At 59.9% G+C, this 14,599-nt stretch carries 2 protein-coding genes; one reads left to right on the forward strand and one right to left on the reverse strand.

What is annotated here, in order from left to right:
• Window positions 1-4 precede the first annotated feature (4 nt).
• Entirely contained in the window at window positions 5-11,434 is an 11,430-nt protein-coding gene (locus LOC68_RS00945; protein WP_230214495.1) for a hypothetical protein, read from the reverse strand.
• 846 nt (window positions 11,435-12,280) lie between these two features.
• Between LOC68_RS00945 and LOC68_RS00950 the strand changes: the two genes are divergently transcribed.
• On the forward strand, window positions 12,281-14,341 hold the full coding sequence (locus LOC68_RS00950; protein WP_230214499.1) for a serine/threonine-protein kinase: 2,061 nt from the start codon (window positions 12,281-12,283) through the stop codon (window positions 14,339-14,341).
• Window positions 14,342-14,599 lie beyond the last annotated feature (258 nt).

Consider the following 14,599-nt stretch of genomic DNA (forward strand, 5'->3'; position numbering starts at 1 on the left):
AAAGCTAGGGTCGGCGCGGTATCGATGGTCTTGTCCGTGTGGTTTGACAGGGTTGGTAATTTGGGCCGCGGAGCAATTGATGGAATGGTGGACCGGCCTCTTCTTCCATTTCTTCGTGCCACTGTCGCGTCGTACCGTCAAGAATGTCGATGATCGCCGACTCGTGCAGCACCCAATCCGGGACGTACGAGAAACGCCGCGGATCTTGGGCGTCGGTGAGCGTTTGGACGATTGGCTCATCCTCTTGCGATTCCGCCTGTGACGTTGGCCAATCATTCGGCGAGTCGAGATTTCCAAACGCCGCGTCCACGTTGGCGGCAAAAAAGTGCGGCGCCGGCAGCGTCTGCTGGGGAAGAATCATTTCTCCTTCGAGGAGCGGGGTTGAGCTCGCGCCAGGCAGAATCGTATTCGTCGCAAGCGAAATCGACTCACTTTCGAGCGGCGCCGACAGCGGTTGCGTTTGCGGCAGCGGAGGTAAGCGTACGCTGTTTCCGTCGTTTGAGTTAATCCCGACGTTCCGAATGAAGTAGGCCAGGTCGACCAGAGAAACGACTCCGTCTTGATCGAAGTCGAAGCGATACGCGGCAGGAGTAAAGTTGACGTTATCGCCAATTTGGCGAATTAAGTACGCCAGGTCGACTAAGGTGACCGTGTTGTCGTCATCAATGTCGAACGGCACGACGCGCATTTGAGTCGTTGGCGAAGCGTTCAGCTCGGCCGGCAGGTTCGCAGCGTTGACGAACATCAGTTCCACGTCGGCCAGCGCGAACTGCAAGTCGGCAACGGCTTCCGGATAGGCGCCGACGACGTCGTTGGGAAGGCCGCCGGCCGAGTTCGGCTGAAAGCGAAAACTGCCGATGAGGAAGTAAGCGGTACGGCCGACGTCGCCGGCCACTAGTTGACCAGCCGTCACCTCCAGCGCGTCGCCGGTGTCGACGACCGACAACTGCCCAACGCCGCTGCTGGGCGTAAAGCTGTGCAAATCGAACCACTCGCTATTGTAGTCCAGCTTCAGCGAAACGCCGGTTAGATCGTCGACGTATTGTTCGTCGTATCGGATCCATACGTTGACGGTAAACTTTTGCCACTCGTGGATCGATTCCAAGTCGCTCGGTAAGGTGGCCGCTTCCCCGGAGGCGTCGGTCGTCGCCGGCGTGTCGCTAATCGTGATAAACGCGTCCGCTTGTGGGAGAACGTTCAGTTGAAAAGTTGCCTGGGAGATTCCGCCATTGCCGTCATCAACCGTAATTTCGACCAGCTGGCTATCGCTAAGTTGCGCGTCAGCCAGCGACCAAGACCACGTGCCGTCGAGATTGTCGACGATATTGCCGACGGATGCTGAGAAAGCAAGCAGGTTGCCGCCGGGATCGCTGTAGGTTCCCGTTGCAGTCGCCATGGCGCCGGGAGAAATGATGACGGAGGAAACGTCGGCCGCAATCATCGGCGGGACGTTTTGAACCGTAAGAATCGCCGCGGCGTAGCGGATGACTCCTTGGTCGTTGGCGTACTTCAAAACAATTTCGTAGACGCCGGCGCTCCCCAGTCCGAACGATGCTAGGGATGCCGCCGAGATTGTCGGCGCCACGCCGCTCGCGTCATCGTACTGACCGTCCCCGTCCAGGTCCCATTCGTAGCTGACGACGTTTGCGCCAGCGGTGGAAGCGTCGAGCGTTAAATCGGCGCCTTCGTCGATTGCGTATGGTCCACCGGCTTTTGGGAAGAAATGGAACAGTTGGGAGTCGATTTCGTAACTGCTGCTCTCCAGCGAATACGTTGACCAGGCAATGACAAATTTGCCTTCCGCGCTGACCGCGGCCGATGGGAGATACTGATTGCTCGCAGTGGTAGAATTGACGCGAAACTCTTCACCATCGGGCGTACCGTCAACATCGTAACGCTGGGCGTAGACGCCATAGCCGCTGCCGTCCTGTAGATTGCTCTGCCAGGTGATGACGAACCGGCCGTCGACGCTGATCGCCACCGTTGGGTTGGCTTGATGGTCTTCCGTGGTGGAATTGACCTGGAACTCGGGGCCATCGGGAGTGCCGTCGGCCAGATACCGCTGGGCGTAGATTCCCCCGCTGCTGCCGTCTTGCGAATTGCTCTGCCAGGCGATGACGAACCGATCCGCGTTCATCGCTACTGATGGGAATTGCTGTTCGTTTTCGGTGGTGAAGTTGACGCGGAACTCGGGGCCATCGGGCGTTCCGTCGACCCTATATCGCTGGGCAAAGACGTCATTGCTGCCGTCCACATGATCGCTTTGCCAGGCGATCACAAATCGGCCGTCGGCGTCGATTGCCGCCGTCGGACTGGATTGACCACCTGAGGTAGTGGAATTGACGCGGAACTCAGTTCCGTTAGGCGTGCCGTTGGCCAGGTACCGCTGGGCGTAGACGCCCAAGAAGCTACCGTCTTGTTGATTACTAGACCAGGCGATGACGAACTGGCCGTCGGCGCTCATCGCCACTGTGGCGGCGCCTTGATGGTTTTCGGTCGTGGTATTAACGCGGAACTCGGGGCCGTCAGGCGTGCCATCGGCGAGATACCGCTGGGCGTAAATGCCATCGCCGCTACCGTCCTGCGAATCGCTCTGCCAGGCGATGACGAATCGGCCATCGGCGGACATTGCCACGGTGGGGAGCTGTTGATTGTTTGCCGTGGTGGAGTTGACGCGGAACTCGGGGCCATTGGGCGTTCCGTCGGACAAGTACCGCTGCGCGTAGATCCCCGTGCCGCTGCCGTCCTGTAGATTGCTATTCCAAACGACAACGTAATCGCCGACAGCGTTCGTCGCGATCACAGGGTTCGTTTGTTCGTCTGTCGTCGTCGTATTGACCCGCACTTCCGGTCCTTCGGTCGTGACGCCATCGACGAAGATCGTTTTCCTGGCTTGGCTGCTCCCGCCTTCTTGATCCGTGACGGTCAGTACGATGTGGAAACTTCCTCCGGTCGTCGGCGTGAACTGGAAGGTCGTCAGATTGACGCCAGAACCGGTGAACGCGGGTACCGTGACGCCGTCTTGGAAGACTTCGTAACGATAGGTAAGCGTCTCCGGAGGATCGGCCAGATCGGTGGCGCTGCCGATGACGTTGATCGGTTGGTTGGGAATGCGAACAAGAGGAGTCGAGTAGAGGCTCGCCTTCGGCGGGGCGTTTACTACCGTGACCGTCGCCGGAGCGACGCGGAAGTTCCCTTCGTCGTCGGTCATGCGGAGCGCGATGGTATGTACGCCGCGAGCGTTCAAGCCGAGCGTCGCCAAGGTCGCCGCCGAGATCGTCGGCGTAGCCCCGGTCGCGTCATCGTATTGACCATCCCCGTCGAGATCCCAGGCGTAGCTGACGACGTTGGCCTCGGCGACGGAAGCTGCGAGCGTTAAATCGCTTTCCTCATTGATCACGTACGGTCCGCCCGCTTCCGAGACGAAGAGGTACCGCTGGGCGTAGATGCCATAGCCGCTGCCGTCCTGCAGATTGCTTTGCCAGGCGATCACGAACCGTCCGTCGACGCTCATCGTCGCAGTGTGAGCAAGTTGCTGATCTTCCGTAGTGGTATTGACGCGGAACTCCGGGCCCTCGGGCGTGCCGTCCGCGAGGTACCGCTGGGCGTAAATGCCATACTCGCTGCCGTCCTGCAGATTGCTTTCCCAGGCGATGACGAATCGACCGTCGCCGCTCATTACCGCCGTGGGGTTGGCTTGAGTGTTCTCCGTCGTGGAGTTGACGCGGAACTCCGGTCCGTCGGGCGTGCCGTCGGCCAGGTACCGCTGGGCGTAAATGCCATAGTTGCTGCCGTCCTGCAGAGCGCTATCCCAAGCGATGACAAATCGTCCGTCGCCGTCAATCGCCACGGTAGGGTTAGATTGAACGCTTTCCGTAGTCGTATTGACGCGGAATTCTGGTCCGTCGGGGACGCCATTGGCAAGGTACCGCTGGGCGTAGATCCCCGTGCCGCTGCCGTCCTGCAAATTGCTTGTCCAGGCGATGACGAACCGGCCGTTGGCGCTCATCGCCAGTGTGGCGTACAGTTGACTCTCTGCCGTGGTGGTATTGACGCGGAACTCCGTGCCCTCGGGGGTTCCGTCGGCCAAGTACCGTTGGGCGAAGACGCCCTGGTTGTCGCCAGATCCGTTACCCCACCAGGCGATGGCAAACCGCCCGTCGGGCGTTATGGCGGCCGTAGGGCTGAGTTGCGGTCCAGCCGTGGTGGAATTGACGCGGAACTCGGGGCCGTCGGCCGTACCGTCGGCCAGGTACCGCTGGGCGTAGATGCCAAAATCGCTGCCGTCCTGCTGGTTGCTTTGCCAGGCGATGACAAACCGGCCGTCGGCGCTCATCGCGACCGTGGGAGCTTCCTGGTAGATTGCCGTGGGAGAGCCGACGCGGAATTCCTGACCGTCGGGGGCGCCATCGGCCAGGAACCGCTGGGCGTAAATGCCGAAGTCATTGTCTGGGCCGTTGCCGTACCAAACGACAATGTAATTGCCAACTGCGTCCATCGCGATGACGGGGGACCGTTGCTCGCCGATCGTGGTCGTGTTGACCCGCGTTTCCGGCCCAACCGCGGCGACGCCATTGACGAAGATTGTTTGACGGACCTGACTGCTCGCGCCTTCTTGATCGCTGACGGTGAGTACGACCTCGTAACTTCCTCCGCTCGTCGGCGTGAATTGGAAGTTGGTCAGGTTGACCCCCGAGTCGGTGAAGGAGGGGACGTCGGCGCCATCTGCGAAGATCTCGTACAGGTAAGTGAGCGTTTCCGGCGGATCGGCCACGTCAGTGGCGCTGGCGACAATGTCGATCGCCTGGTTCGCAACGCGATCCGGCGAAATCGCATCGATGCTCGGCGTTGGCGGCGCGTTTACCACCGTGACCGTCGTCGGAGCGACGTGGAAGTTCCCTTCGTCGTCGGTCATGCGGAGCGCGATGGTATGGACTCCGCGAGCGCTCAGGCCGAGCGTCGCCAAGGTTTCCGCCGAGATCGTCGGCGTGGCCCCAGTCGCGTCATCGTATTGACCGTCGCCGTCGAGGTCCCAGGCGTAGCTGACGACGTTGGCGTCTGCGACGGAAGCTGCGAGCGCTAAATCGCCTTCCTCGTCGATCACGTACGGTCCGCCCGCTTCTGAAACGAAAGTATACCGCTGGGCGTAGATGTCCCAAAAACTGCCGCCTTGCAAATAGCTTTCCCAGGCGATGGCGAACCGGCCGTCGGCGCCAATCGCCACACTGGGCGATTCCTGATTGTCTGCCGTGGTGGTGTTCACGCGAAACTCCGGGCCGTCGGGCGTTCCGTCGGCCAGGTACCGCTGAGCGTAGACGCCAAACGCGCTGCCGTCCTGCAGTACGCTTTCCCAGGCGATGACGAACCGACCGCCGGCGTTCATCGCTGCCGTGGGTTGGACTTGATCGTTTGCGATGGTGGAATTAACGCGGAATTCGGGACCATCGGCCGTGCCGTCGGCCAAGTACCGCTGGGCGTAAACGCCCCAGCCGCTGCCGTCCTGCAAATTGCTGGTCCAGGTGATAACGAATCGGCCGTCCATACCGATCGCCACACTGGGCAAGGCCTGATTGTCTGCCGTGGTGGTGTTCACGCGGAACTCTGGCCCTTCGACAGTACCGTCGGCTTGGTACCGCTGGGCGTAAATGCCCAATTCGCTACCGTCCTGTCGATAGCTCTGCCAGGCAATAACGAACCTTCCGTCGGCGCTCATCGCGAGAGTGGATTCCTGTTGGTTGTTCTCCGTCGTAGAATTGACGCGGAACTCGGGGCCATCGGGCGTACCGTCGGGCCGGTACCGCTGACCGAAAATACCATCGCGGCTGCCGTCTTGGTTGCTACTCTGCCAACAGATGACGAACCGGCCGTCGGCAGCCATTGCCGTAGCAGCAGCCGTTTGCCCTCCTGTCGTAGTGGAATTGACGCGGAACTCGGGACCGTCTGGCGTGCCGTCAGCCAGATACCGCTGGGCGTAGATGTCGTAGCCACTGCCATCGGTACGTTCCCAGGCAATGACAAACCGGCCGTCGGCAGTCATTGCCGCCGCAGGAAACCCCATAGCGCCTTCCGTGCTGGAATTGACGCGGAACTCCGGGCCAATCGGGGCGCCGTCGGCCAGGTACCGCTGGGCGTAGATGCCGTAGTCATAGTTGCTGCCGTCTTGTAGATAGCTCTGCCAAACGACCACGTAATTGCCAACTGCGTCCATCGCGATGACAGGGGACCGTTGGTCGCCGAGGGTGGTCGTATTGACCAGCGTTTCCGGCCCAACCGTCGTGACGCCATTGACGAAGATCGTTTGACGGACCTGGCTGCTCGCGCCTTCTTGATCGCTGACGGTGAGCACGACTTCGTAGTTTCCTCCGGTCGTCGGGGTGAACTGGAAGGTCGTCAGGTTGACCCCCGAGTCGGTGAAGGAGGGGACGTCGGCGCCATCGGCGAAGATTTCGTACAGGTAAGTGAGCGTTTCCGACGGATCGGCCACATCAGTGGCGCTGGCGACGATGTCGATCGCCTGATTCGCAACGCGATCCGGCGAAATCGCATCGATGCTCGGCGTCGGCGGCGCGTTCACCACCGTGACCGTCGTCGGAGCGACGCGGAAGTTCCCTTCGTCATCGGTCATGCGGAGCGCGATTGTATGGACTCCGCGAGTGCTCAGGCCGAGCGTCGCCAAGGTTTCCGCCGAGATCGTCGGCGTGGCCCCAGTCGCGTCATCGTATTGGCCGTCCCCGTCGAGGTCCCATGCGTAGCTAACGACGTTGGCCTCTTTGACGGAGGCCTCGAGTGCTAAATCGCTGCCGTCTGCGATGACGTAAGGCCCGCCTGCTTCCGAGACGAAGAGGTACTGCTGGGCGAAGATGCCATAGCCGCTGCCGTCCTGCAGATTGCTCTGCCAGGCGATGACGAATCGACCGTCGATACCCATGGTCGCCGTGGGAGCAAGTTGCTGGTCTTCCGTAGTGGAGTTGACGAGGAACTCGGAGCCGTCAGGCGTGCCGTCGGCTTGATACCGCTGGGCGTAGACGCCATAGCCGCTGCCGTCCTGAAGATAGCTGCGCCAGGCGATGACGAACTGACCGTCGGCGCTCATCGCCGTTGCGGGAGCAATTTGCTGGTCTTCCGTCGTGGAATTGACGAGGAACTCCGGTCCGTCGGGCGTGCCGTCGTCCAGGTACCGCTGGGCGTAGACGCCATAGCCGCTGCCGTCTTGTTGATAGCTATGCCAGGCGATGACGAATCGGCCGTCAGCGCTCATCGCCGCCCTAGGGAAAGCTTGCGTGTCGCCGGTGGTGGAATTGACGCGGAACTCGGCGCCGTCGGGCGTGCCGTCGTCCAGGTACCGCTGAGCGTAGATGCCCCAGCCGCTACCGTCCTGTAAAAAGCTCTGCCAGGCGATGACGAACCGGCCGTCGGCGCTCATCGCCAGTGTGGCGTACTGTTGACTCTCTGCCGTGGTGGTATTGACGCGGAACTCCGGTCCGTCAGGCATACCATTCGCCAGGTACCGCTGGGCGTAGATGCCATTGTTGTCCCCTGGTCCGTTGCCGATCCAGGTGATGACGAACCGCCCGTCGGCAGTTATTGCCGCCGCAGCGGAGAGTTGTTGGGCGTCCGTCGTGGAATTGACGCGGAACTCAGAGCCCTCGGGCGTGCCATCCGCTTGGTACCTCTGGGCGTAAATTCCCCAGCCGCTACCATCCTGCAGATCGCTCTGCCAGGCGACGACGAATCGGCCGTCGGCGTTCATCGCGACCGTGGCGAACTGTTGATTGTTTGCAGGGGTGGCATTGACGCGGAACTCAGGGCCATTCGGTGCGCCGTCGGCCAAGTAACGCTGGGCGTAGACGCCGATGTTATTGTCTGGGCCGGCGCCATGCCAAACGACAACGTAATTGCCAACTGCATCCATCGCGATGACGGGGGACTGTTGGCCGCCGAGCGTGGTCGCGTTGACCCGCGTTTCCGGCCCAACCGCTGCGACGCCATTGACGAAGATCGTTTTGCGAACCTGACTGCTCCCGCCTTCTTGATCGCTGACGGTGATTACGAGTTCGTAGTTTCCTCCGGCGGTCGGCGTGAATGCGAACGTGGTCAGGTTGACCCCAGAGCCGGTGAAGGAGGGGACATCGGCGCCGTCTGCGAAGATCTCGTAGAGGTAGGTCAGCGTCTCCGGCGAATCGGCCAGATCAACTGCGCTGGCGACAATGTCGATCGCCTGGTTCGCAACGCGAACCGGCGAAATCGAATCGATGCTCAGTGTCGTCGGTGGCGCGTTCACCACAGTGACCGTCGTCGGCGCGACGTGGAAGTTCCCTTCGTCGTCGGTCATGCCGAGTTCGATTGTATGGACTCCGCGAGCGTTCAGCCCGAGCGTCTCCAAGGTCGCCGCCGAGATCGTCGGCGTGGCCCCAGTCGCGTCATCGTATTGGCCGTCCCCGTCGAGGTCCCAAGCATAGCTGACGATACTTGCGTCTACCGTAGACGCTTCAAGCGTTAAATCACTTCCTTCTTCAATCACGTAAGGCCCGCCCGCTTCCGAGACGACGACGTACCGTTGGGCGTAAATGCCATGGTAGCTTCCATCCTGCTCAAGGCTCTGCCAGGCGATGACGAATTGTCCAGCGGCGCTGATCGCCACCGTCGGGTCGTATTGGTGGTCTATCGTCGTGGAATTAACGCGGAACTCGGCGCCTTCTAGCGTGCCATCGGCCCGGTACCGCTGGGCGTAGACGCCAAAGCCGCTGCCGTCCTGCGAATTGCTATCCCAGGCGATGACGAACTGACCGTCGGCGTCGATCGCCGCTGTGGCGCGGCCTTGACCGTTGACTGTGTTGGAATTCACGAGGAATTCTTCACCGTTGGGCGTGCCGTCAGCAAGGTACCGCTGGGCAAAAACGCCGTCGGAGTCTCCAGGGCCATTGCCATGCCAGACGATGAGGAACTGGCCGTCGCCGGTCATCACTGCCGTTGGGGCAACTTGACTGCTTGCCGTGGTGGAATTGACGCGGAACTCGGGTCCGGCTGGCGTACCGTCAGCCAGGAACCGCTGGGCGTAGATGCCGTAGCCGCTACCGTCCTGCAGATTGCTCTGCCAGGCGATGACGAAGCGTCCGTCGGCGCTCATCGACGCCGTGGGAAACTGTTGATCGTATTCCGTGGCGGAGTTGACGCGGAACTCCGAGCCATTTGGCGTGCCGTCGGCCAGGTATCTCTGAGCAAATATGCCAGGGTAGTCGCCAGGTCCGTTGCCATGCCAGGCGATAACGAACTGACCGTCGGCTCCAATGGCCGCCGTGGGGGCGTATTGAGTGTATTCCGTTGTCGAATTTACCAGAAACTCTGGTCCGTCAAGCGCGCCATTGGCTAGGTAACGCTGGGCGAAGATGCCCCCATCGCTGCCGTCTTGCCGATCGCTTAACCAGGCGATGACGAACCGACCGTTGGCGTTCATCGCGACCGTGGCGAGCTCTTGGATGTTGGCCGTGTGGGCATTGACTCGGAACTCAGCGCCATTAGGCGTGCCGTCGGCTAGATACCGCTGGGCGTAGATGCCGGAGTTATCATCTGGGCCGTTGCCGTACCAAACGACCACGTAATTGCCAACTGCATCCATCGCGATGACGGGGGACAGTTGGTCGCCGAGCGTGGTCGTGTTGACCCGCGCTTCCGGCCCAACCGCGGCGACGCCATTGACGAAGATCGTTTTGCGTACTTGACTGCTGCCGCCTTCTTGATCGCTGACGGTCAGTACGATTTCGTAGTTTCCTCCGCTCGTCGGCGTGAACTGGAAGTTCGTTAGGTTGACCCCAGAACCGGTGAAGGCGGGGGCGTCGGCGCCATCTGCGAAGATCTCGTACAGGTAGGTGAGCGTCTCCGGCGGATCGGCCACATCAGTGGCGCTGGCGACAATGTCGATCGCCTGGTTCGCAACGCGAACCGGCGAAATCGAATTGATGCTCAGCGTCGGCGGGGCGTTCACCACCGTGACCGTCGTCGCAGCAGCGCGAAAGTTTCCTTCATCATCGGTCATGCCGAGCGAGATTAAGTATTCCCCACGAGCAGCCAAGCCGAGCGCCGCTAAGGTAGCCGCCGAGATCGTCGGAGTCGCGCCGCTCGCATCGTCGTACTGACCGTCCCCGTCGAGGTCCCACGCATAGCTGACGATACTAGCGTCCGCGGTGGAAGCGTCGAGCGTCAAATCGCTCCCTTCGGCGATCACGTAGGGGCCGCCTGTCTCGGGAGAGAAGAGATACCGCTGAGCGTAGACGTCATAGCCGCTGCCGTCTAATGGATTGCTGGGCCAAGCGATGGCGAAGCGACCATCGGCGCTCATCGCAACCGACGGAGCGGTTTGAAGTCCTTCGGTGGTGGAGTTAACGCGAAACTCGTCGCCGACGGGCGTTCCATCGGCCTCGTACAGCTGGGCGTAGACGCCCCAACTGCTACCGTCCTGTACAAGGCTTTGCCAAGCGATGACGAAGCGGCCGGCGGCGCCGATCGCCAAGTTGGGAAGAGACTGATCATTTGCGGTGGTCGAATTGACGAGGAACTCGGGGCCATCAGGGGTGCCATCGGCCAGGTATCGCTGGGCGTAGACGCCATAGCCGCTGCCGTCCTGCACATTGCTGGTCCAGGCGATGACGAATCGCCCGTCGGCGCCCATTGCCACCGTGGGGCTTGTTTGATCGTTTGCGGTGGTGGAATTGACGAGGAACTCCGATCCGTCGGGCGTACCGTCCGCCACATACCGCTGGGCGAAGATGCCGTATCCGCTACCATCCTGCAAGTTACTTGACCAACTTATAATGAACCGTCCGTCTGCCCCCATCGCCGCCTTGGGCGCGGTTTGACTGCTGTCTGTGGTGGAGTTGACGAGGAACTCGTCATCGACAGGGGCGCCATCGGCGGAGAAGCGTTGAGCATGGATGCCGCGGGAGTCCCCCTGGCCATTGCCATACCAGGCGATGACAAACCGGCCGTCTGCGCTGATCGCCACCGCGGGCAAGGCTTGACTGCCATCCGTGGTGGAGTTGACTTGGAACTCCGAGCCGTCGGGAGTGCCATCTGCCAAGTATCGTTGGGCATAGACGCCGTTCCCGCCCCCATCCTGCAGATTGCTCGTCCAAGCGATAACGAACCGGCCGTCGGCGGTCATCGCTATCGTCGGTTGCTGTTGATGGTCCTCGGTGGTGGAGTTAACGCGGAACTCTGGGCCGTCGGGGGCGCCATCAGCCATGTACCGTTGGGCGTAAATTCCATACCCGCTGCCGTCCTGCAGATTGCTCTGCCAAACGACGACGTAGTTGCCAATCGCATCCATCGCGATGACCGGGGCCGTTTGGTCGCTTTCCGTGGTCGTGTTGACCAAGTATTCGCTCCCCACGGTGGAGACGAATTCAGCGTCGATCAGGATCGGATCGACCGTCAGCATTGCCCGGAGTTCCAATTGCTCGAAAGCAGGCGAAGTGCGACGCGACGTCAGGGAGTTGCGAAGTCTAAGCGGACGAGGATTCAGGGACATATAGGGGATGCCGCGGTGAAGCTGACTCGAAGAGGGAGGTTGGCTAGAAGATCGGGATCCATTCGACCCAAAGGACATCGAGCTTGGATTATGGGAACATTTTGACCAAAATGCCCCAATCGGGGGTTATGCGTTGGCTCTTATTGCTGGTGTGATAGTAACCAGCTTTTTTTGTTTGATCAACGGTTTTCAATATGTCTCTGTCGCTAAGAGCGACATTTTGCGGATCAACGGCGACGTTTGCGGCGCTTTGGGGGCGAGGAGCCAGGGAACAGATGAGAGGAACAGCGGCTCTACGAGATATGCAAAGTCACAATGCAGACGAATGCGTTCTTGCTGCCCGCTTGTTCACGAGCGACGAGAAAGAGGGCGGATTGGTTTCGGGCGCGTTCGCCGATAACGCTCGTGATGGCCCTTAATCGGGAGTGCGGCGATCAGTGGTGGAGCTATCGGACCACTTGGTTGAAGTGGCCTTACTTTCTCTGCTCTTAAGGAAGCGATACGCCTTTTCCGTAGATTCCGGTGGAGTTTGCTGCGCGTTTACTCGTTTAAGAACTGATTGGGAGAGTAGTTGGGTTCATTTCTCGCCATCAAGGTTTCCATATGATTCTCATCGATCAAAATTTCGTTTGAGACGTTGCCTATCGGAGGTTTTTGATGCAAACTACTTCGAGCTGATCAGCGACCCCTTCTAATAGGCGTTTCGCAGTCGGGAAGGGGCGACATGGTTATGCCTCTTGTTGCGAAAGTTAGCGCATGGACGATGTGCAGCCTGACGAGACAATCGCGCGAGTAACGGCCTTTCAAGCGATTTGCGAGCGATTTGAGGAAGCGTTCGTCGACGGCGCTATGCCGGCGATTGAAGACTATCTTCCCTGCGTCAGCGCCGACGAGCAGGCCAAACTCTTGGAAGAGCTTGTCTTCGTCGAATTGGAGCTTTTGCAAGCGCCGCTTCCCCCAGACGTCTCGAGCTACTTGGAACGGTTTCCTCAGCACAGCGATGCGATCCTCAGCGCAGCGGAGCAATACGAGCGGGATAGCGGGAAGAAGGGGAGAAACGCCCCTTGTGCGACGATCTCAGGCGGAGAAGTCGCGGAGTCGGATTCACAACAAGATTTTGAGATCGCCGCAGAAGTCGCTGAGCGAGCGCGGGTCAAACCGCCTTCCATTCGCCGCTTTCGGCTTGAGAAGCGACTGGGGAAAGGAGCCTTCGGAGCGGTCTATCTGGCGGAAGACCTTCGTCTGCATCGCAAGGTAGCGTTGAAGTTTCCGTTGCGAAGTTCGGAATTGTCCGCCAGCGAACTCCAACGGTTCTTTCGGGAAGGTCAGGCCGCCGCAGCACTTCGTCATCCGAACATCTGTCCTGTCTATGAGTTGGCCCAGGAGGATGGCCAGGTCTACATCGCCATGGCCTATATCGAGGGGGCGACCCTGGCGAAACGAATCGCCGAGAAGAGGTGCGAGCTTCTCGAAGCGGTCTTGTTAGTCGAAAAGCTTGCGCGAGCGCTGGAGTACGCGCATCGCAAAGCAGTTGTTCACCGCGATCTGAAGCCTAGCAACATCATGTTCGACGCCGAACATGATGAGCCGGTCATCATGGACTTCGGACTCGCACGTTACCAAGAAGTCGACAATACGGCCCTCACGCGGAATTCCGTCATCATGGGGACCCCAGAGTATATGTCTCCGGAGCAGGCCCGCGGCGACGCCAACAAGGTGACGGGACAATCGGACGTCTTTTCGCTAGGAGTGATTCTTTACGAACTTTTGACAGGCGAGGTTCCCTTTCAAGGGAGACTGATCGAGATCCTGAATCAGATCCTCAGCCATGAGCCGACGCCTCCGGCCGAGAAGAACCCCAACATCGACGACGCGCTGCAATCGATTTGTCTAAAGGCGATGGCGAAGGACCCAGCGGAGCGGTTCGCGTCGATGCAAGAGTTCGCCGACGCGCTACAGGGATGGCGCCAGGAGACCAACCAAGACAATCGTTCGATCGCTCTTCCCCCGCCGTCTTCCTCGCTGAACCTCAAGGGGCCGGTTAATGGCAAGGTTTTGGCGGCGCTTGTGGCCGTCATCGCCGTCGTCGCCCTGATTTTCGTCGTCAAACGACTTTCTACCTGGTACGGCGGAGAGAACAACGCGGCCAGCGTTACCGCACCGATGACGACGAAGGCGATCGCTGAGCCAAACGATCCAGGCATGACGTCGCCGGTCGTCGACGAGTTGGAAGTCCGTCACTTTCGCCATGAAAACAATCGAGAAGTCGCCCTGGGAACGCTCGGTACGCAGACCGGGCGTGTGCAAGTGGGCGACGATCTTCGCGTTCTCGTTCGTTTTCAGGAGCCGCAGTATGCGATGTTAATCGCGGTGAATACTGATGGTTCGGTCCAGCTATGCTTGCCTGAGGAAGAAGCGGCGATTCCTCAAGCGACCCAAGAATTGAACTTGTACGAGAACCCCAACGATTACTTCACCCTGACCGAAGGGGCCGGGGGACAATTGTTCTTCGTCGTCGCCTCTAGCCAGCCGCTCCCTTCCTTTCAAACCTGGAAAGAACGTCTCCAGCGCGACTTGGTTGCAATTACCGAACCGACGTCGATCTGGCAATTCAAGAACGGTCAGTACCTGCGCACGAGCCTCGACGCCGCCGGACGTCCGATCGACGCGTCCATCTCACGCGGTACCAAAACCCGACGAAACCCACCCAGCCAACTGCAAGAGGCGCTAAACGTCTTACAAACGCTCCCCGACGTCGAAACCGTCGAGGCGATTTTGTTTCCAGTGGTGGAGCCTGAAGCGAACGGCGGAAATTAGTCGGCTCAATCGAAAAGCTTCCATGTCCCAGAATGCCTGCCATGATAAAGCGTCTATTCTTGGTCATTCTCGGAGGTTTCTTTACCGCGAGACCGCTTGATCACATTAACGCTATCGGTATCAGACCGAAAATCGAAATGAATTCCCAATAAGCCGTAAACTGCACTCATTGACTTTTATTTCGCAGTCGGCGTCCGGTTAAGCGTGAATCGAAAAGCCGCGGCTTTCGAGAGGCGTCCAGGTCGCTTCGCAGATTGC

Origin of the sequence: Blastopirellula sediminis (assembly GCF_020966755.1) — a bacterium.
Taxonomy (GTDB): Bacteria; Planctomycetota; Planctomycetia; order Pirellulales; family Pirellulaceae; genus Blastopirellula; species Blastopirellula sediminis.